Here is a 21,360-nt window from a genome sequence, read left to right on the forward strand (position 1 = left end):
TAAGATATGCCTCCATCGTAGTCATACAATTCTGACTTGTCAAGAAATCTAACGAACATTATTGACTAAAATCGTCAAAAAGGAAACTCGCCGATCGGCAAGTTTCCTTTTCATGTACTTCTTTTTTTAATGGCGCAAATGTTCATCCCATGGGACTAAAAAATTTTGTGTATAGTATTTTTCAAACACACCGACACCTAGATGGGTAAATTCATCACTTAATAAAGGAACACGGTGTCCTTCACTATTGAGCCATCCCTCTACTGCAGCTGCTCCGTCTACATAATGAGCAGCAATGTTTTCTCCTAACATCCGAAAGAGAATACTTTCGTCCTCAAACCGGTCTCTTAGCTCTCCAGTTGTCGGTGAAGTATGGGAAAAGTACTCATTTTCCGCCATATCACGGCTATGCATGTACGCAACATTCGCAGCAGCCTCATCCCATTCATAGGCTGGTAAATCATGACGATGGCGAATGACATTTGTAATATCAAAGATTTGCTGGGCGTTCCCTTGTTCGATTCTTTCTTGAATCTCTGGTGAGGGCACTTCATACTCTGGGAGCTCGCCGCGATAAATAATTGAATATGGCCGTTCAAGCAAGAGCGTTTCACCATCTAAAAATCGAATACTCGATAATGTATCTTCAAACGTATCGAAATAGAGCACCGCATATCCATTACTATATTCGACCAATGGTCTCATCTTGACATCAGAATCGGATAACTCAAACTGATAAGATTGGCCATTCGCTTCAAAGTTCACGCGGTTTTCAAATGTGAACTGATGGCCTAAATCATCATATGATGCTCCTAACTCCAATTTCTCCAACCCTAAATCAGAGCCCGTTAAAAGCAAGGTGACGACAGCTTCATCCTCCACACCCACTTGCATATATTGACCTTCTTGCATAGGATAAATCCACCAATCATACCCGTATGCCGAAGGGTCTCTTCGCGTTGGCTCTCCAACGAGGTCAACTAACTCTTCACTGGTCATCCCGAGATAAATTCCATCAATCGTTCCTTCAGGCACAAGCATCGGTTCTTCTTCCTCTACTTCATCTGCCTCTCCATCCCATGCAATCGTCTCTTGCGCTTCTGTTTCTTCTTTTGTCTTTTCTTCCAATACTTCGTCTTGTTCCGTGTAAATCATCGCTTCTATATAATAAATAGTCCCTGCTAGTACGATAAATAAAAGAAAGACTAGTTTTTTCATTTTAGTTCCCCCTCTCCCTTTACATTTTCTTGATGTGACTCTCTTTTCCTTTGTAATAGCTTGCCACATTTTTACCCATTCTGTCGATGAAGAACACTTGCCAATCGGCGAGTCCCACCGTTTGATCCCATATAAGATAAAAAAAGCACCTGAACAGTTCAGATGCTTTTATAACAACGTTTTCTTAATGATAGACGTTTGACGGCTCCGAAATTTCAGAAAGGGCAATTCCTGCCTGATGATCAGAAGAATCGCGAACAGCCAAATCACCGAGAGAACAAATGCCGACAAGACGATTGTTTTCAACGACTGGAAGACGGCGAATTTGCTTTGTCGCCATTAGTTTGGCCGCTTCTTGAACAGTCATATCTGGAGTCGCTGTCACGAGGTGCTCACTCATTACCTCTTTGACCGGTGTGGAATTTGGTTTTTTCTTCGCAACACTTCGGATCACAATGTCACGATCCGTAACCATTCCTAAAAGTTGCTCTTCTTCACAAATGGGAACCGCCCCTACGTTATCTCGCTCCATTTTTACCGCAACTTCGAAAATATTGTCATCAGGTGAACAGTAATCAACATCTGTCGTCATGACATCGCGAATATGTTCCATACGATTTCCTCCTTTTGATTGGTTCAATGTTACTGTTTGCACAACGATTGTTTTTCATACATACTTTTTCCTTTGTCCATAAAACATTCATGAATCATCCGTTGCATCTTAAGCGTATTCATACTATCATTAGATGAGGAAATCTGGTCATGTTGTTAAAAAGGAGGACTTTACGTGAAATTTGAACAGTTTCAGTTTGAAGGACGCGAAGTACGATTTGAAAGCTTGCGTCATGCTGCTGAATCAGCGGGCTTTATACATGCTGGTCAATGGGATTATGAACGAGTGACATTTGATTTAAAAATTGTCCATCAAGAGGACATTTATTATCTTCGTGTCCCAGCCTATGCGATCAAAGGAGACATCCCTCATGATGATTGCGTTGTACGAATGCTCACCCCGATTCTCGGCAAACATTATTACCCTCACGGTGTAGAATACGATGGCGAGGACTTTCCTGAACCAATCGTCAATCGCTGTACAAAAAAGCTCGAACAAATCAAAGCGAATCTTGACAGTGAATAGGAACGATACATAGTCCTGTCTAAACGTAAAGAGACGTGTCATCCTCAGGGATGCTCGTCTTTTTTCAATCATCTTCATTTTCGTTGGGATCTCTTTCATCTCCTAGTTCTTTTACCCATGTTATAGTGCATAGGTTCTAGAAATAACGATCTTTAATGGGGGCCATTTCGGACTTTAAATACGGTAACAGGCAATCTACGTTCCACCGCTCACCCCTCACATGAATCGTCTGACAATCCCTTAAGATTCAATGAAAAACGAATCGTCCTACTGTTCAATCAACGTGTCCCATACTATAATAAAAGGTAGTTGTTTTTTTCAGAGAGGAGCTTGAAATTGTCTGCCATCTTTACGAAACGTAATGTGCTTATCGCGTTAACCATTCTCATCCTAGTGATTGCTGCCTACTTCATTTTACCTGTTTCTCTTCCACTTGTTGCAGCATTAATCACAGCTATGATTCTCTCACCTGCAGTTCATTATCTTCATGTGAAGACGAAGCTCAAACGAAATTTCTCTGTCATGGTCGTGTTCACGCTCTTCGTCTGCCTCATTGGTTTATGTGGCTATTATGTTGTCACAACAGTTATTACGCAAGGGGTTACGATTGTTGAAAATATTCCCCAATATATTAATGATATTAACAGAGCTTGGCTCCTGTTTCAGCGAGATTTGGAACACCGGTATGAAGATTTACCACCAGAATTTGTTTATGAAATTAACCTACAAGTGACCGATACGTTAAACAAACTGCGGCAAGACTTATCAGACCGTGATTGGATCGGTGATATCACATCGCTCGTTACAAGTGTCCCAGGCTATCTAGTCACCATTATCGTCTATTTAATCGCGTTATTTTTGTTTATGTTGGAACTGCCACGACTAAAAGAAAAAGTCTATTCCTACCTTTCTGAAAAAACACAGGATAAAGTGTCGTTTATGTCCTCACGTCTATCCTATGTGGTTTCAGGGTTTATCAAGGCGCAGTTTCTCGTGAGTATTATCATTTTTGTCGTTTCGTTAGTCGGCCTGCTTCTTATCGTTCCTGAATATGCACTACTCATGGCATTCGTCATCTGGATCATCGATTTTATTCCGATTATCGGTTCGATTGCGATTTTAGGTCCGTGGGCCTTGTTTCAGCTAATCGCCGGAAATGTCGCAGTCGGAACACAACTTCTTATCTTAGCAGCGATTCTTTTAATCATCCGCCGTACAGTCGAGCCTAAAGTGATGGGGCAGCATATTGGTTTGTCACCCCTTGCGACGCTTATTGCCATGTACATCGGTCTCATGCTGTTTGGCGTTGTCGGTTTTATTGTCGGTCCATTAATTGTCATTGCCTTTCAATCAGCCAAAGAAGCTGGCATCATTAAGTTGAATTTTAAATTATAAGGAGGAAGAATTGGGGATGATTCGCCCTGCCACATTAGAGGATACAGAAAGCCTCATACCCTTAATGAAAGACTTAGGCTATCCGACAAAAAGAGAGCATCTGTATAAGCGACTAGAGAAGCTCCTTTCCCATCGTGATTATCATTTATGGCTCTATGTGAGAAAAGATTCATCTCCTATCGGGTTTTTCGGCTTCATCCATCAGCTCGCCTTCGAAAAAATGAATCATACGTTCGAATCGCAGCCTTGGCGGTCAATGCCAGTGAGCGAGGAAAAGGGAATGGTTCTAAACTTCTTCAAGCGGTAGAAGATTGGGCGATCAAGCATGACATTAGCACCATCGTCCTGAATAGCGGAAATCGCCAGGAACGTCAAATAGCCAATCGGTTTTATGAAGCTGCGGGCTTCGTCCCGAAAGCAACGGGCTTTTATAAGCAGCTTTAATGACTTAAGCGCCGCCCATTACGGAACGGCGCTTATTATCGTATCGTTCTTTTCAGATTCAAAACCTCTTGTTCTAATAGTAAGGAGAGATCATCAAATAAACTAATACACCTGTTAAACTTACGTATAGCCATAAAGGCATGGTCCAGCGGACGATTTTCCGATGTCGCTCATGCTCTTGGTTCCATGCTCGCGCCACGGCAGTTAACGCCAATGGGACAATCAAAGCGGCAAGGACGATGTGCGTAAACAAAATGAAGTAATAAATCCCCGCCATGATTCCTTCCCCACCATATGGGGTGGAAGGAGAAAGGTAATGATAGGTCACATACGTGATTAAAAATAGCGATGTTGTAATAAACGCACTGTAAATGAACCGTTTATGAACAACAGCATTTCCTTTCTTAATGGCAATTAATGCAGCTAGTAAAAAAAGAAACGTAAAACTATTAAAGATAGCATTCATCATTGGTAAAATATGCACATTAAATGCATCGAAATCTTCCACTCCTGGCAGTCCAGCCAATACGGCGACAAGTCCGTTGATCACGATCGTTAAAATAATAATCATCGGCCGGTAATTTCGCTTTTTCACTGGTGCCTCGGACAGAACTTGTCCACTTTGCTTCATGGAGCTTTCCTCCTTTGCTCTCTCGTCATTCTCCACCGTTCATTATACTACAAATGAAGGAATAGAGCTTAGCTGACCGTTTACAATCTAATGAACGAAAAACGGATCTCTCCCCTTTTTTCCTGCTGGTGGGAAACTCCACTGTTTCATAATTAAATACAACCATCCCTTGCAGAGCAAGAGATGGTTGAAACAACAAATTACCATTTCGTTACGCCTAATAAGAGCATGAGCGCAGCAATTGTTGGCACCGTAACAAAAATGCCGGTAATCATAAAGACGTTAGCCCAGCCATGATCTTTATCCTTCATGTGCATGAAGAATAACAATTGCAACGTGAATTGAATCAAAGCTAATAACAAGACGAACGGAATTGCAAATGTTCTTGGAACGACATCAGCGGCAACTGTTAGAAACGCAATGATCGTTAGGAAGATCATTAACGCAAAAACAATGAACTGTCTACGGATTTCCTTGCTCGCTTGACGTTTCTCTTGTTGTGTCATTGCACTTTTCTCAAATGGTTGACTTAGATTATCTGCCATATGATCAACCTCCTAGCCTAGTACTCCCATGAGATAGACGACCGTAAAGATGAATACCCAGACGACGTCGATGAAATGCCAGTACAAGCTTGCTACGTAAAATTTCGGTGCATTGGTTAGTGTAATGCCGGAACGGTTATAACGGATCAACAACGTGATGATCCACGAAAGACCGAACGCAACGTGGGCTCCGTGCAAACCTACAAGAGAGTAGAAAGAAGATGCAAATGCACTTGTAGAGAAGCCAAGCTCATAATGGTGCACATACTCATAGAATTCATAAATCTCAAAGCCAAGGAATCCAAGGCCAAGTAATACTGTAATCCACATCCATAGTTTCATGGCACCGAATTTATTTTTCTTCATGGCAGCCATCGCAATAACACTTGTCAAACTACTTGTTAAAAGTAGCATCGTCATAATGAAGACAAGAGGTAGTGCAAAGATATCCTGTGGTAATGGGCCATCCGCTGTTCCGCTACGAAGACCTAAATAGGTTCCGAAAAACGTGGCAAAAAGGATTGTCTCCCCACCGAGGAAGAACCAAAAGCCGAGAAACTTATTTTTTCCTTCAAGGGTTGCTCGCTCCGGATGAGAAGGTAGTCCTTTGGATGTATCAACATGTCCAGCCATCTTAGTCTACCTCCTTTTTAATGTCTTCAACAGGAATGTAGTAGCCGTGATCTTCTTTCACTGAACGTGCAAGCATACTACCAAACGTAATGATGAAACCACCGATACAGACAATCCACGGATTAATAATCGGGTTTTCCATTTCAAGCATGATCAAACCAAAAGCAGCAAAGAACAATCCGACAGAGATGAGTAACGGTAAAATTGAACCGTTCGGCATATGGATCGGTTGGATTGGTTCTGCTGGCTTCATCTTTCCATCCCCATGCACCTTCTCATAGAACCAAGGATCGAGAGAACGGACTTGCGGTGTTTGGGCAAAGTTGTACTCAGGTACAGGTGTTGGCGTTGCCCACTCAAGGGTACGAGCATCCCATGGATCGGCTACCGTTACACGCTCTCCTTTATACGCAGAGTAGATGACATTAATGACAAGAATAATCACCCCTGCTGCCATTAAGAACGTTCCGAGCGTACTCACAAAGTTAAATTCATTTAAGCCTTGTCCGTCAAGGTATGTGTATACCCGGCGCGGCATTCCCATGAGTCCGAGTAAATGTTGAACGAAGAACGTCAAATGGAATCCGATGTAGAAAAGCCAGAAAAAGATTTTTCCTAAAGTTTCGTTCAGCTTGTGGCCAAACATTTTCGGATACCAATAGAACAGTCCTGCAAATAGGGACAATACGATACCACCGACAATAATGTAGTGGAAGTGGGCCACGACGAAATACGTATCGTGGTACAAATGGTCAACAGGCGCCATCGCAAGCATAACCCCAGTAACCCCACCAAGAACGAACGTTGGGACAAAGGAAGATGCAAACAGCATCGCTGTATTAAACGTAATCTTACCGCCCCACATCGTAAATAACCAGTTAAAGATTTTAATACCTGTCGGAACAGCAATCGTCATCGTTGCAATCGCAAAGATTGAGTTTGCTACCGGACCTAATCCAACCGTAAACATATGGTGGGCCCATACCATAAACCCGAGGAATGCGATAATCATTGTAGCAAAGACCATCGCTGTGTAACCGAACAAACGTTTACGAGAGAATGCCGGAATAACCTCAGAAATAATTCCGAATGCTGGTAATACGAGAATGTATACTTCAGGGTGACCAAAAATCCAGAAAATATGCTGCCACAGTATGACGTTACCGCCCATCTCTGGGATGAAAAACTGTCCATCAAAAAGACGGTCTAACATTAGTAACGCAAGCCCAGCGGCAAGTGGTGTAAACGCGAATAAAATAAGCGTTGACGTAATGAACGACGTCCATACGAATAAAGGCAAGCGCATCATCGTCATACCAGGTGCACGCATGTTGACGATCGTTACCAAAAAGTTAATCGCTGAAATAAGTGTTCCAATCCCGCTCACCTGTAAGCCAAGGACATAGAAGTCTAAGCCAAGTCCAGCATAATCACGACTGGAGAGAGGAACATACGCGGTCCACCCTGCATCAGGTGCTCCGCCAAAAAACCAACTCAAGCTTAAAAGCAGTCCGCCTGAGAAGAAAATCCAAAACCCGAGGGCGTTAACGAACGGAAACGCCACATCACGAGCTCCAATTTGGAGTGGAATGACAAAGTTCATAAACGCAAACAATAACGGTGTGGCCGCTAAAAAGAGCATGATCGTTCCATGCATCGTAATGAATTCGTTAAAGGTTTGACCGCTAATAAAATTCATTTGTGGATACATGAGCTGAATCCGCATAAATAGCGCCATAATCCCAGCTTTAACGAAGAATAGCGCGCCAGCGATCAAATACATGATGCCTAGCTTTTTATGGTCAACGGTTGTTAGCCAATCCCATAATACGCTTTTTTCTTTCTTTTGCGTAGCCGTAGCCAATTAGGTCTACCTCCTTTAGTCCGGTTTACTCATCAAGCTCTCGAACAGATAGTGATCGCAAGTATGCGATTAAAGCTTCCATTTCTTCATCAGTGACATCCGGGAATTCAGGCATGTCATTTCCTTGCTTTAATGCCTTCGGATTACGAATCCATTCCTCTAGATTTTCGTCGTTGTTTTCAAGGAAATTGGCTATCGTTGTTCGATCTCCAAAGTTCGTTAGAGTTGGACCAGCTGCTGTTCCTGACCCGCCAACGGCGTGACAGCCGATACATCCTAGTCCGTCTGCTCCGAATAGCTCATAACCTTGCTGAACAAGGATATCGTCTGTATCCGGCTCTGCATCCGCTTCCATCATTCCCTCTACCCACGCATCGTAGTCATCTCGTTCAAGGGCGATCACTTTAAAATCCATCAATGCGTGAGACGCTCCACAGAGCTCGGCACATTTCCCTTTATAAACGCCTGGTTCTGAAGCTTCCAGCCATAGATGATTTGTAATGCCTGGAATGGTATCGACCTTACCACCTAGAGCCGGTACCCAGAAGGAGTGCATCACATCGGAAGCATGCAATTCGAAAATGACTTTCTCACCGACAGGTATGTACACATCGTTACCTGCAGTAAATCCATCTTCATAATCAAATTGCCACCAGAATTGGTGTCCTGTAACCGTAATCGTCACCGTTTCTTCCTCAACTTCCGGATCTGGTTCTACATCCGCAAGCATGAACGTACCTGTAATCGTCGGTACGGCCAAAATCGTTAATAAAATAATCGGAATTACGGTCCAAGTAATCTCCAAAGCTGTGTTTCCATGCACTTGCTTCGGAAGTTCATCATCCCCTGGTTTGCGACGAAACCTAGCTAAGATGATAAAAAAGATTGCAAAGACAACAATGCTGACAAACGCCATCACATAAAGTGATAGAAGCATGTTATCAAATAGCCATTCTGCCTGCGGTCCTTGTGGATCGAGCGCAGTCAGGTTTGTTTCTCCCATACACCCTGCTAAAAACAGGACCACGAGTGATAAAGGAAGAAAGCGCAACGCTGTTTTCCAAAGTTTCATCTAACCATCAAACCTCACTTTCTCCTTGTAGCTAAGCACTACAATTGTGAAATTTTATATTATAGCCGTCATCCATTTATAAATGGACAACGACCATAAGAACAAAAAGAATCGTTAAATAATTTAACGAATACACGAACATGAGACGTGCCCATTTCACGTCATCCTTCATCTTAAATCCAGCGATACCGAGTGCTAACCAGCCAACCCCTAAGATGGCAGCAACCGTAGTATAAATGATGCCGAATGGATAGAGCATCAATGAAACGATGGTCAGTGCCACGACGTAGATCACCATTTGTCGCTTTGTCATCTCAAAGCCAGCAACAACAGGTAACATCGGGATTCCTGCTCTTCGATATTCCTCCACACGTTTCATGGCAAGCGCTAAAAAATGAGGTGGCTGCCAAAAAAACATAATGAAAAACATCAACCATGCATAGGAATGCAAGCTCCCATCTATGGCTGACCAACCAATTAATGGAGGCACTGCTCCAGAAATACTACCGACAATGGTGTTGAACGTCGTTGTTCGCTTCGTCCACATGGAATAGAGCACAACATAAACGAACAAACCGATGAATCCGATCACAGCAGCGACAGGCGTCGTTAACAGCAAGAAAAAGATCCCAGCTGCCGATTGCACAAATCCCGTCCATAAAATGTGCTGTCCGCTAAACCGTCCTGTTACAGACGGACGATCCTTCGTTCGTTCCATTAAATGATCGATGTCCCGATCAATGTAATTGTTTAACGTACAACCACCAGCCATCACTAGGGCTGCCCCGACCATTGTCCATACGATCGTCAAGAAATAGTCAGATAAGCTGACACCAATGTATGTTGCAGCCAGAAACAATCCAGCAAAGGTTGTGATAAGATTCGATGTCACAATCCCCGTTTTAGCCAATGTCAAATAATCTTTCCAAGACTTTTGCTGCACTACCGTCGATGATGCATTCGCTTCAGCTTCTATTACATCCGCAGCCTCAATGGCCGTATCCGGCTTATTCATCAAACTTTCACCCCCTTTTAACCGTCACCCCAACAAACGAAAAAAGCCAAAACAAGCAGGCGAACTTTTTCCACCTTATTATGACACAAACACATTATATCTCAAAATCTATCTCGTTTCATCAAAATCCTAAGGTTCACAGGATCTTCACATTTAGAAACCTCCATTATTTGTTCACTGTTACGAAATTGACTTTTTTTCTTCTACTCCATAAGATCGTTATAGAGTCATTTACTGTTTTTTCTCTATTTTAACTTTTAGAAAGGTGAGATCCATGCATAGATCATTGAAGATTTTTGGCACGCTCACGTCGATTGGGATGGTGATTGTCCTAATGCAAGGAGCGCTCGTCACAAAGACAGAGTCCGGTGAAGGCTGTGGCGCCACTTGGCCACTCTGTTTTGGTGAAGTGATTCCTACCAATCCTGCAATCGAAACGATTATTGAATATAGTCATCGAATTGTCTCAGGCCTTTTAGGAGCGATGGTCATCATTCTCGCCATTTGGGCATGGCGCAAACTTTCACACATCCGTGAAACGAAAGTCATGGCAATCTTAGCGGTCTTATTTATTATTTTCCAAGGCTTATTAGGGGCCGGAGCCGTCGTTTTCGGACAGTCCCACGCGATTCTAGCGCTTCACTTTGGGATATCTGCCATTTCACTTGCTACCGTTGTCTTACTCACAACCTTAGCGTTCGAGGACGGAAAACCAAATCCACCAGCTCCGATTGTCAAAAAAGGGTACAAAGGCTACATTCTCGCTGTGTTTGCCTATTGTTACGCTGTCATTTACACCGGTGCCTATGTAAAGCATACACAAGCAACGCTTGCCTGCGGGGATTTCCCACTTTGTAACGGACAATGGATTCCCATGCTATCAGGTCCGGTCGGAGCCCATTTCTTCCATCGCGTGGCAGGAACACTTCTTCTCATTTTGCTCGTGGTTGCGCTCATCTGGACATTACGAAAATACAGCCATTATCGCTCGCTCGTCTGGACCCATATTCTCTGTGTCATTCTTGTCCTTACCCAATACGCTACAGGCATCTCGATCGTGCTTACAGGGAACGAGCTCTTCGTCGCCATGATGCACGCTCTCATTGTTTCTATTCTTTTTACAACCCTTTGTTACATCGTCATGATTTTATCAAGGAACAAAGCGGTTTAACCTATTGCGAGAAAAAGTGGCAGCTGCTTAACTGCCACTTTTTATTATGGGAGTTCTACTAGGTCTTTAAACATGCACAGCGTGCTTAACATACTGAAAAGACGAGATGCTCCTCATGACACCCCGCCTTCCCTTAATCTATTTACGTAAGTACACTTTTATCCCAATTAACTAGCGCTAAGACTTCTACTTCAAGACTTTGAGGCAACAAGAAGACGAGGTAAGCGTGAATGAACACAGACTGCATTCGCCACATCGTGTGGGCTTAGGCTAACATTCAACGAGAGGATGAAAGCCTCCACTGAATGAAGCTTCTTATTGTTTGATTGTTGTTGTCACTTGATGAAGCGCATTGGTCACCGTTCCGTGCTCACTCGCATGTGGGCGATCCCCATCATCCTCATATCCGTAATCAAACATCCGATTTCGGTTCAACGTTAGCTTCGTGAATTCCGGTCTCAACAAGTCAAACAACTCAAACCGCTCAGCTAATTGAGGAAATCTCTGTTGATAGGTGAGAATCGTCTCCCGAACAATCTTCCAAAAATCATACTCTGAAAAACCCAACTTGTCTTCTAAAATGTTACTTAAATAGCGGAAGTGACAAATAAACAAGCCGGTCAGAATAAATTGTGTTAATCCTTCGGGCGGCTCGCTCCGCAGCACTTTCTTTAACTCGGGGGAGAGTGCCTGTAACTCCTGAATCGGCTGATCACTAATATTCACATCATCGACAAAATCTTTCATGATGATTCTCTCTGGCTGATAATCTTTCAACACTAAAACGGTATTTTGACCATGAGGAGAAAAGACCGTACCATACTGATATAAATAATGAAGCAATGGATTTAAAATGGCCGACGATAACTTTTTCACCCACTGCTCGACGGTAAGCTCAGATTTTTCAATGTACGTTTGGACGAGTGATGTCCCTTCACTGTCTTCATGGAGCAAGGCAGCTAAAGTAATCGGCTGTTCACCATCTTCCAATTCTTGATAAATACTTTCTCGCCAAATGACACCGAGCATTTCTAAGTATTGATAGGGAGCTCCTTTTAGCTTTGTAAACGTTCGATGATCGACATTCATTGTAGCTACTTCCCCTAGTAAACCGAGACGGCATTCGTCCTTCAAAAAATTATCCTGTTCGTGAATTCCTTTCATAAATGCCGTTACCTCAGGCGCAATCACGGTTCGTTCACTCGGCAATCCCCGGTATACAAGAGTGTTCAAAATGCTCATCGGTAGCTTCACATGATATTTTTTCTTATTAGATACATTCACAAACGTGCGAATCGATTGTTGTGGAAGGTATTGATCATCCCCTTCTCCTAGAGGGATGATCTCTTTTCCCGCTATTTCCGCAGCAAATAGAGAGACGATCACATGATCCCATTGCCACAAGTGAATCGGCAAGAAATAATAATTTGAAGGTTCAACGCCCGCCCGCTCAAGCTCGTTGACAAATTGGGCCCGCGTCTTTTCATTCAATTCTCCTGTGATGACATTATCATAGGAGAGCCCTTCAATGGAGTGAAATGAGCTGATTTGCCGATGCACGGCAATCCAAGATAATTTCACTTTCTTTTGCTGTTCTGGCGCATAGCTAACATAATCATCGTAGCTAAAGCCTATTCGTCCTTTGTTATAGGTGATCCAAGGATGACCGGTCATTTCTCCTTCAAGCTCTGCGTAATCCAATGACGCCAGCTCCCCAGCCCGCTTTGATTTTTCTCGTAAATGAGTGTCAGCGACCAACGTATGTAAATATTCTTTAACTAAATGCCCGGCTGTTGAGCTTGTCATTTGTCCCTCTTGTTGGATGCTTACTAGCAATAACAGCGATTTAGGAATGTCAATCTCACTAGCTGAAACAACTTCAATACGATCAGCTACCACCATATAACTATCAAATAATCGTTTCTTTGCTTCAAATCGGTAAACCGTCCCCTGTTTATCTGTCCATTCATACGTATGAATATCTCCCGATTGATATACCAATGTCGGGGAAATGATGTTTTCATACATAAATTCTTGCAACATTTTCGCGAGCAGCTTTTGATCTACTATTTCCCAATGGTTATTCGTTAACATATGGATTGGTGTGTTACATATTGTCACGCTGTTCCACTCCCTTTTTCAGATGATAAATTTCCGCTTTATTGAATTGAACCGCTAACAGGGCCACGCATAATGCCGAGCTGAACAACAGCATACCGCTTAGAATAAATGGCCCTGCGATTCCTTGACGTTCCACCATTAAAACGGCTGCCATTGGCGCGAAAAGTAAGGCGATATTTTGCACCGACGTGACAAGGCTAAACGACAAGGGAGAGGACCTCCCAATTCTCGTTTGAAAAAAAAGAAGGTCGATCGCCGCGAGGCTAATAAAGAAACAGATACCGTAAAGGATGCGTATGACGGTAAACCACCCGATGCTTTCAACGACCACTTGCAGAAGGAGGAGAATACCCGTAACCGCTGTGAGGCAAAGAAGGCTCATATGAAGACGGGCCTTAAGTGATTCCTTCGGTAAAAAAGGCTGAAGGCCAATCGCCACGAGACTTGGCATCACATAAAGCACACTCATTACTTGTTTCGACGTGTCATAGCTATATTCAACAAAAATGGTGAAGTAGGGGCGAATCATATGGTGGCCAGTATAAAACAGAAAGACGAGCAAGGAATATAGGGCAAAACCCAATTTCCACACACTTTCCTTTCCTCCCATTTCCGTTCGTTCACTTGGAAACTCAGCACCTTTTGTTGAAAAGATGAACCAGCAAATGACGATCAGGATGAGATCCACCAGGCCGAACAAGTAATAGACATGTAACGGGAACGGTTGGGTGATGATATAGCTTCCAGCAATGCCCGACACGATGACACTCCCATGAAACATAAACAAATAGCGAGTTGTCGCCGATATTTTTCCCGCTCCTTGTTTGCTAGCTGCAACGACCATCGGATAAAGGACATACATGCTACTTTGAAACACGAGCAAAGCAAGGGAAATCGTCAAAAACTGTTGAAAGCTAGCACTTGTCGGTAAAAGCATCTTGCCTACCGCCATACCTGATAAACCTACAACAACGAACGTCCGGATGGACCAACGTTTTGCTAATAATGCCCACAGCGGCGTTAATAAAATGACGACGAGACGACAACAGCTAATGAATAAGCTCGTTGCTTGCACCCCGTCCACTTGAAAAAAATGAGAAAACAACTGGGGATAAAAGGGCGATAGCAACATTTCTGATATGAAGGTTAATAGTAGACAGCTATAGATGAACCCTTTTTCCTGCTTGGTCATACCGTTCCTCTATAGGCCAAACTGCTGAAATACGTTGTAAGCTGGCGTCCGATATCGTTCTTCCCCGATCAGCTGATTTACAATCGCTGCATTTCGCTGCGCCCCGAGCCCCAAGTCAGGGGCACCGACACCGTGAGTATGGAGCTCCCCATTTTGGACGAAAAGATGGTGCTCCCCTTCCTTTTGCTGTTTGACTCGATAATGTTCTTCAACTACTAATTGGCCCTCCTCATCCCATATTAGTTGGTCTCTGATGCCGTCTAAACAACTTGGAATCGCTGGACGATAACCAGTCGCCAAAATCACGACCTCACTTTTCACCTGCTTCTCCTTGTCTTGTTCCGTTTGATGTAACAATAGGTCAAAGGCACCGCCCGCTGCTTCCAGCGATACAAGCTCAGTCAATGCCTGCAAATGAACCTTCGGCTTCACGCCTCCGACTGTTCGTTCATACAACAGATCATAAATATCGGCAATCGTTTGAAAGCTAATTCCTTTGTAAAGTAAGTCTTGTTTTTGTAAAACCGCTTTTTTCTTCTCTTTCGGTAACTGATAAAAATAGCGCGTATAGTCTGGTGAAAAATGCTCTAACCCGAGCTTGGAATATTCCATCGGATAAAAGCCTTTAGAGCGTGTGAACCATGACAACTCGTATCCTTGTTCTTGCTGACCCTTCAAGAGGTCATAAAAAATCTCAGCTGCGCTCTGCCCCGAACCAATTACTGTGACGGAGCCGGCATTAAGTACTTCTTCTTTTCTATTTAAATAGTCGCCAGAATGAAAGATTCGCTCACCTAAAATCGGACGAAAATCAGCCGGAACGTACGGTTTCGTTCCAACGCCAAGTACGATATGATTCGCCTCATATGTTGATCGCCTGTTTTGTTCACGCTCAAACACGGTCACAACATAGCGCCCATTTGCTGACTGCTCAATATTTTCCACTTCGGCCCCAAATTGGAGAGTAGGAAGCTGTCCGGCTACCCATTGGCAATAATGATTGTACTCCGTCCGTGGGATATGGAATTTTTCATAAAAATAGAAATGATACAAACGTCTGTGCTCATGTAGATAATTTAAATAAGTATATGGGCTCGTCGGATCTACCATAGTCACTAAATCAGCTAGAAACGGAACTTGTAATGTGGTTCCTTCTAAAAGCATACCTGGATGCCAGTCAAACTGAGATTTTAGATCGAAAAACAGGGACTTACATTTTGTCTGATCGAGTAAGGCTGCCAATCCTAAATTAAAAGGACCAATTCCGACCCCAATCACATCTAAAACTTGTTCATTTTCCAATCGGACCACCTCTTCTCAAATACATTCTGTTCACATTTCATAAGCAGCCCTATTTTGTCAGGAAGCTCTACTTCTTTTACAGGCTGAAAACCACATTTTTTAAAGACATGAATCATTTTTTTATTTCTTCGGTCAGGCTCGGCCACAATTGTGTTCGTATCAGGCTCTTGAAACTTTTGCTGCATAATGGCAAGCAGCAGCGGATAGATCAGGCCTTGTCCTAGATATTCCTGCGGCCCTATGAGCAAATGGATCCCTTGATCGTGTTCTTCAAATGGATAGTAATTGGCAATGATGTCTTCTTTTACCCAATACGACTCCCAATAGCTCATTGGGACACCATTTATTGCCCCAACCATTAATGTTTGGTGGTCATCGTTAAGAAACGTTTGTAAGTGCTTTTTATAGTCGACCAGAGGTATATTTAGCTTCCAGTATGGAATGACGTGTTCTTCGTGCATCCAGCTATGGAGCATGTCCACATCGTCCATGGTCACATGACGAAAGGAAAGCTTCTTATTGACTACATGATCGAACACTTCAAACGGTGCAAGCTTATCGTTACATTTCATGAAGCTCACCGGCCTTAACAACGAGTGGATTCGGCACAGGAACATATACCGATTGGGTAGCCAAAGATCCTTCTAACTCATCCATATCGTGAATTCTTGTGAGCAAATTGGCTTTGCACGGGAGCATTTCTTCGTGCAATAATGAATTCACGAGATTCGTCGGGTCTCCAAACTGCTGGCGTAAGAGGGTAAGCTCCTCTCTCAAGATATGAAGCAGCTGCTCTTCATCGATCAAACGATTCGTACCGAAAGCATTAACCAAACCGAACAAATGGTTAAAGAACACATAGTAACGGAAGCGCTCTTCTGCTACTGCATCGGAACATATCGTATCACTTTGCTCATTTAATGTAGGAACAAATTGTTTCAACGTCTCAGCCTTTGATTGCATAAAGTAGTAGCCTTGATTGTCCCGATAATAGAAAAGAGATGGTAGCCCTTCGGCGTCTAGCTTAATAATGGAATTTTGCTGGTGTGCCTCTAATGCGATACCATGTGTAGCATATAACCAATACAACGGTCGCAAGCTTACGTTTAAATAGCGGGAAAACCACCATTTGCTTGCCTCTGTAACGGAAATCTTCTTCTGCTTCGCTAGCTCTACCATTAGATTCGTTAAGTGGGAATTTCCTTGGATCGAATCTTGACAAAGCGCGGCTAGTAAGGTAGTACGCTCTTCTCCTCCTTGGCGAAAGGGGTTTTCTCTAATGACCGTTTCAAGCCCAGATTCTTCTGAGTCTAGCGACAACGTGATGTACGCAGGATCTTGCACGATGTTGAAGGCTGGGTGCTCAGCTTTAAGCTGATCATACAGTCCATTTTTCAACAGTTCACTTACCTCCACCCCGCGCGCCAACTCTTTTCGCTTGTTCACCCGAAGCGAGTTTGTAATTTTCACAGGGATGGAAAACTTGTACATATACTCAGCCTCTGGATGATAGACAGTTCTTAGAGAAGACGTAGGATAAAACGCCCTTCCTTGTGGACCAAGGTAAGAAAGCTTTCCTGCTTGAATGAGGTCGGCTATCTCTTTTTTCCCTAGCAGCTTTCTTGCTTGTAGCGGATGAACCGGGAGCAAGACATAATCGTCCGCTTGACAATAGGATGCTTTAAATGAATCTTGCACGTTCGGATCATGCAATAGATCGTGTTTAATTAGCTCGGAGGCACTGTCTGCCAAAGCAGACTTCTCATCTACAAGCTCGCAAGCCGCCCGGAAGTAATGTAATTGAAAGCTTCCTTTCCGCTCTGGAGTAAACAACAGTTCTTCATCTTCATCGATCCCTTGCCGGCTTTTCGGCGTCGGATGGAGTTGATGCCCGATAAGCAGCGATTGTTCCGATTGGAGAAACGTTTTTTCCACTTGATAGCACTCTGTCATACTGTTTGTTCGATGAGTGAAAATTCGCTTTAAGGCTTGATTGCTAAGCACCGTTCGAACCAATAATTCATCCCCATCCACCGGGTGTTCAGATGTTTCAGAAAGCTCCTTTTGCATGAACGATAAAAATGTAACGTAATCGAGGGTTTTTACTCTACCATCCACTTGATAAAACATCTCAGACGAAAACAAGTGTCGTCCAGTTGGCGATTGGTAGCGGGCTGGTATGTAAAGCGTAATTCCTTGCTGACGAAAGGAAATAACTAACACTTGCGAGACATCCTTCTCCTTCAAAGGAAACGGGAGGTGATCAATGCCTTTCCACTCCCCTTCCCCCGTTTCCTTCACATAGCAATTGATTAAGTTTTGCAGTGTTACGTGATTAGCTATGGATGACATGTTCATGGCGAATCGCTCCTTGTGTTTTCTCAAATTCGATTCCTGCTTTCTTCACTTTTTGGATCTGCGTCTTCATGTTCTCAATCGTGTTTAACGGATTCAGCATTGTAAATTTTAAGTACACATGGCCTCTCTGTTTCGTTTTCGCCATAATGAGATCTCCCCGCTCATAAAAATGGCGTTGAAGAGTAAGGTTGAGCTGATCAACATAGCTCTGATCGTCACAATGGCACTCTGGTACATAACGAAACACGACAGCATTTAATTCTGGGTCATTTAATACGTCAAATCCGTATCGTCTAAGCAGCTCGCCTGTCTCCTTGGCAAGCTGGATCGTGTAATCGATCATTTGCCCAAACTGTTCGGTCCCCATCCATTTAAAGGTCACCAATAACTTCAAAGCATCGAAGCGTTTCGTCGTTTGCACACTTTTCTCGACCAAATTAATAATGTCCGCTTCTTTGTCCTCTTCCGGATTTAAGTAGTCGGCGTGAAAACGAATCCGTTCAAAATCGTGCCTGTCTTTGACAAAGAAAGCACCACAACTAATCGATTGATAATAAAATTTGTGAAAATCGATCGTAATCGAGTCAGCCAAATGTAGACCGTTTAGCAAGTGGCCATATTGCCGGGAAAACAACAATGCCCCACCATATGCGGCATCCACATGTAGCCAAAGCTCTTGCTCTCTCGCAAGTTCAGAGATCTCTCTAAGCTTATCGATGCTACCAAAATCGGTCGTTCCGGCTGTCGCAACGATCATAAATGGGATAAGCCCTTTCAGCCTCAGCTCATTGATTGTCTGCCTTGTTTCATTCACGCAAAGTTGCTGCCGCTCATTTGTCGCTACTTGGACGACAGCGTTAGCCCCTAAGCCGAGTTGGGCAGCAGATTTTTGTACAGAGAAATGAGCTTCTTGCGAACAAAGAATCCGCAATTTTCGCGCGTCAACTGGGAGTCCTTCCTCTTGCACGTTTGTAGCAAAGGCTGACTCGCATATTTTGTTTCGTGCGAGGAGCATGCCCATGTAGTTGGACTGTGTACCACCACTCGTAAACACGCCATCTCCTAAGTCAGAATAACCGATCGATCTCGTAAAGAAGCGGAGCAATTCTGTTTCCACATAGGTGGCGGATGGACTTTGATCCCAAGAATCCATCGATTGATTTAGCGCATTGATTACGACTTCTGCTACTAGCGATGGTAAGAGCGGTGGACAATGTAAATGCGCCATTGCGGAAGGATGGGAAATCCATAGAGAATGCTTCATGACCCCTTCTTGAATCGCTCGGATCACTCCGTCAATTGGTTCGCCAGAATAGGATATAAATGCAGCGTCCTTCACCGCTTGTTGGATCGAGTGACGATCAGCCCCAGAAAAAGGATTTGCCGCTTCCTTCATATGCTCTACGACTAGTGTGAGTGCTCGTTGCATGACCGTCTCATACATTTGCGCACTTTCTTTACTCGGCTGGAGAAACCATTTTGAAAAGTTCGTATCGATTGTCATCACCTTCTATCTTATTCCGAACTCTATTTCTGCTTGAACCGTAGCATCATAGAAACGCTCCAGGACATCGTCGAGTTGTTCTCTCGTAATGATCAATGGCGGTAAGAAACGAATAACGCTACTAAACCGTCCACCTACTTCTAAAATTAGTCCCCGTTCAAAGCAATGACGCTGGATCGCCTTTGCTAACTCGCCATAAGCAGGATAACTCCCAATTGCATTTGGTTGTTTTCGTGGATCAATGATTTCAACACCGATCATAAGACCTCGCCCTCTCACATCACCAATAGAGCGCATGCTTGATTGGATCGACGAAAGCTGATCCTTCACATATTGCCCCAACTCATGCACATGCTTTGGTACTTGGTTCTCTTTGATATATTGTAGTGTCGCCCGTCCTGTTGCCATTGCCATTTGGTTGCCTCTAAAGGTTCCAATATGGGCACCTGGCTCCCATTGATCAAGCTTGCGATCATAAAGGACCACGGAAAGAGGAAGACTTCCGCCAATGGCTTTCGATAAAACTAAAACATCTGGCTCAATTCCAGCATGTTCAAAGGCAAACATTTTCCCAGTACGGCCGATACCAGTCTGGACTTCATCAATAATAAGTGGAATGTTGCGCTCTGATGTCATCCGGCGTAATTCCTTTAACCATTCAACTGGTGCTGGGATCGATCCCCCTTCCCCTTGTACAACTTCCACAATGATGCCAGCTGGTTTGACCAGTCCACTTTCTGGGTCATCGAGAAGGGATTCGAGATATGTACTGATGACACGATGTCCGTCCTTCCCGATTCCAAACGGGCAGCGGTATTCATATGGATAAGGAAGAAAATGCGTATCTGGAATTAGAGCATGGATGCGCTTTTTCGGATCAGTCGTCCCGGTCAAGCTAAGGGCACCGTGTGTAGAGCCGTGGTAGCCGCCTTGAAATGACAGCATCGCTCTATTCCCTGTCGCTGTCTTTACGAGCTTAACGGCCGCTTCAACAGCGTCTGCCCCCGTTGGTCCACAAAAATGAATCTTTGTTTTTTTCGCAAATGACTCAGGCAACGAAGCGAATACTTCATCAACGAAAGCTTCCTTCACTGGTGTCGTTAGATCAAGTGAATGTAAAGGGACATATGATGCTAACACTCCTTCAATCGCTTGGCGAATCACCGGATGATTATGACCAAGCGCAAGCGTTCCTGCACCTGCTAAGCAATCGATGAATTGCTTGCCGTTCATATCGGTTACGCAAATCCCTTCCGCTTTTTGAATCGCAAGTGGTAACCGTCTTGGATAAGACCTTGCACTTGACTCCCGTTTCTCTTGTTGCGATAAGAATTGTTGATTTGTAGCTGTTACTTGAGCGATTACATCCATTTGCGTACACCCCTTTATATCAGGCTATGTTGATAAACCTAGTGATAATGATTATCATTACCAACTCACATACATACTTTAATTGATAATGATAATCATCGTCAATGATGTTTCCAATAAATATGAAAATAAACCTATATTTCTTTATAGAATAGGGAGCAATAGTTGCAGAAAACCTCCTAGTTATTTGCAACTCTCCCTACTTCGACACTTAAAAAATTCTCAGCATTTGGAGAAAAAACAGATCCCCCTGACAATTGTCACATTTCCTTTCATAATTAGGCTACACGTCAGGACAGTCCCAAATCCGTTTTCCTAGCATGTAAACGCATCAGTTCATCCTAAAGGTGCGAAATACAACCTTTCTTATAAATCGTTTTACCTAT

Annotated in this window: 19 protein-coding genes; 4 read left to right on the forward strand and 15 right to left on the reverse strand. The window is 43.5% G+C overall.

All coding sequences use genetic code 11. The features are described 5' to 3' along the window. Positions 1 to 126: 126 nt before the first annotated feature. Together FED51_RS13180 and FED51_RS13185 are read right to left on the reverse strand one after the other, a co-directional pair. On the reverse strand, positions 127 to 1,218 hold the full coding sequence (locus FED51_RS13180) for a CAP domain-containing protein (RefSeq protein WP_053430881.1): 1,092 nt from the start codon (positions 1,216 to 1,218) through the stop codon (positions 127 to 129). Positions 1,219 to 1,402: 184 nt separating this feature from the next. Continuing rightward, positions 1,403 to 1,831 carry a CBS domain-containing protein gene (locus FED51_RS13185; protein ID WP_053430880.1) on the reverse strand — a complete coding sequence of 143 codons (429 nt, stop codon included), beginning with the start codon at positions 1,829 to 1,831 and terminating at the stop codon, positions 1,403 to 1,405. 174 nt (positions 1,832 to 2,005) lie between these two features. Between FED51_RS13185 and FED51_RS13190 the strand changes: the two genes are divergently transcribed. The 3 genes from FED51_RS13190 to FED51_RS13200 all read left to right on the forward strand — a co-directional run bounded on the left by FED51_RS13190 (position 2,006) and on the right by FED51_RS13200 (position 4,195). After that, positions 2,006 to 2,356 (forward strand): YugN family protein, encoded by a 351-nt coding sequence (locus FED51_RS13190; RefSeq protein WP_010898757.1) that lies wholly within the window; start codon positions 2,006 to 2,008, stop codon positions 2,354 to 2,356. A 336-nt stretch (positions 2,357 to 2,692) separates the two neighbouring features. Continuing rightward, positions 2,693 to 3,751 carry a sporulation integral membrane protein YtvI gene (ytvI, locus tag FED51_RS13195; protein ID WP_053430879.1) on the forward strand — a complete coding sequence of 353 codons (1,059 nt, stop codon included), beginning with the start codon at positions 2,693 to 2,695 and terminating at the stop codon, positions 3,749 to 3,751. Positions 3,752 to 3,898: 147 nt separating this feature from the next. Continuing rightward, complete coding sequence (locus tag FED51_RS13200; RefSeq protein ID WP_083445503.1) at positions 3,899 to 4,195, forward strand: GNAT family N-acetyltransferase; 297 nt, start codon at positions 3,899 to 3,901, stop codon at positions 4,193 to 4,195. A 73-nt stretch (positions 4,196 to 4,268) separates the two neighbouring features. Here the strand turns inward: FED51_RS13200 and FED51_RS13205 are convergent, their stop codons facing one another. The 6 genes from FED51_RS13205 to cyoE all read right to left on the reverse strand — a co-directional run bounded on the left by FED51_RS13205 (position 4,269) and on the right by cyoE (position 9,955). Next, entirely contained in the window at positions 4,269 to 4,826 is a 558-nt protein-coding gene (locus tag FED51_RS13205) for a DUF420 domain-containing protein (RefSeq protein ID WP_053430878.1), read from the reverse strand. 200 nt (positions 4,827 to 5,026) lie between these two features. Further along, a complete protein-coding gene (locus tag FED51_RS13210) occupies positions 5,027 to 5,371 on the reverse strand; it encodes a cytochrome o ubiquinol oxidase subunit IV (protein WP_010898763.1) in 345 nt (114 codons plus the stop codon). Between the two features lie 12 nt (positions 5,372 to 5,383). Beyond that, positions 5,384 to 6,004, reverse strand: a complete 621-nt coding sequence (locus FED51_RS13215; RefSeq protein WP_010898764.1) for a cytochrome (ubi)quinol oxidase subunit III — start codon at positions 6,002 to 6,004, stop codon at positions 5,384 to 5,386. 1 nt (position 6,005) lies between these two features. Beyond that, positions 6,006 to 7,868: a cytochrome c oxidase subunit I gene (gene ctaD, locus FED51_RS13220; RefSeq protein ID WP_010898765.1), complete on the reverse strand. Its 1,863-nt coding sequence runs from the start codon at positions 7,866 to 7,868 to the stop codon at positions 6,006 to 6,008. A 25-nt stretch (positions 7,869 to 7,893) separates the two neighbouring features. Beyond that, positions 7,894 to 8,940: a cytochrome c oxidase subunit II gene (gene coxB, locus FED51_RS13225; protein ID WP_010898766.1), complete on the reverse strand. Its 1,047-nt coding sequence runs from the start codon at positions 8,938 to 8,940 to the stop codon at positions 7,894 to 7,896. 76 nt (positions 8,941 to 9,016) lie between these two features. Then, complete coding sequence (cyoE, locus tag FED51_RS13230) at positions 9,017 to 9,955, reverse strand: heme o synthase (protein ID WP_053430877.1); 939 nt, start codon at positions 9,953 to 9,955, stop codon at positions 9,017 to 9,019. Between the two features lie 274 nt (positions 9,956 to 10,229). On the opposite strand from cyoE, the gene FED51_RS13235 reads away from it, so the two are divergent. After that, positions 10,230 to 11,126 (forward strand): COX15/CtaA family protein, encoded by an 897-nt coding sequence (locus FED51_RS13235; RefSeq protein ID WP_053430876.1) that lies wholly within the window; start codon positions 10,230 to 10,232, stop codon positions 11,124 to 11,126. A 315-nt stretch (positions 11,127 to 11,441) separates the two neighbouring features. Here FED51_RS13235 and FED51_RS13240 read toward each other — a convergent pair whose 3' ends face one another. Genes FED51_RS13240 through FED51_RS13270 form a run of 7 tightly spaced genes read right to left on the reverse strand, consistent with a single transcriptional unit; the run spans position 11,442 to position 20,974 of the window. Then, positions 11,442 to 13,220 carry an IucA/IucC family protein gene (locus FED51_RS13240; RefSeq protein ID WP_053431953.1) on the reverse strand — a complete coding sequence of 593 codons (1,779 nt, stop codon included), beginning with the start codon at positions 13,218 to 13,220 and terminating at the stop codon, positions 11,442 to 11,444. A gap of 13 nt (positions 13,221 to 13,233) precedes the next feature. Continuing rightward, positions 13,234 to 14,439: an MFS transporter gene (locus FED51_RS13245; protein WP_053430875.1), complete on the reverse strand. Its 1,206-nt coding sequence runs from the start codon at positions 14,437 to 14,439 to the stop codon at positions 13,234 to 13,236. 9 nt (positions 14,440 to 14,448) lie between these two features. Next, a complete protein-coding gene (locus FED51_RS13250; RefSeq protein ID WP_053430874.1) occupies positions 14,449 to 15,741 on the reverse strand; it encodes a lysine N(6)-hydroxylase/L-ornithine N(5)-oxygenase family protein in 1,293 nt (430 codons plus the stop codon). Further along, positions 15,720 to 16,313, reverse strand: coding sequence for a GNAT family N-acetyltransferase (locus FED51_RS13255; RefSeq protein WP_010898772.1), 594 nt, complete (start codon positions 16,311 to 16,313; stop codon positions 15,720 to 15,722). The genes FED51_RS13250 and FED51_RS13255 overlap by 22 nt, the downstream gene beginning before the upstream one ends. Then, on the reverse strand, positions 16,303 to 18,099 hold the full coding sequence (locus FED51_RS13260; protein WP_053430873.1) for an IucA/IucC family protein: 1,797 nt from the start codon (positions 18,097 to 18,099) through the stop codon (positions 16,303 to 16,305). Before FED51_RS13260 ends, FED51_RS13255 begins: the two co-directional genes overlap by 11 nt. Further along, positions 18,077 to 19,603, reverse strand: coding sequence for a pyridoxal phosphate-dependent decarboxylase family protein (locus tag FED51_RS13265; protein WP_053430872.1), 1,527 nt, complete (start codon positions 19,601 to 19,603; stop codon positions 18,077 to 18,079). The genes FED51_RS13260 and FED51_RS13265 overlap by 23 nt, the downstream gene beginning before the upstream one ends. A gap of 6 nt (positions 19,604 to 19,609) precedes the next feature. Continuing rightward, positions 19,610 to 20,974: an aspartate aminotransferase family protein gene (locus FED51_RS13270; protein ID WP_053430871.1), complete on the reverse strand. Its 1,365-nt coding sequence runs from the start codon at positions 20,972 to 20,974 to the stop codon at positions 19,610 to 19,612. Positions 20,975 to 21,360 lie beyond the last annotated feature (386 nt).

Origin of the sequence: Halalkalibacterium halodurans, from assembly GCF_005671335.1 — a bacterium.
Lineage (GTDB): Bacteria > Bacillota > Bacilli > Bacillales > Bacillaceae_D > Halalkalibacterium > Halalkalibacterium halodurans.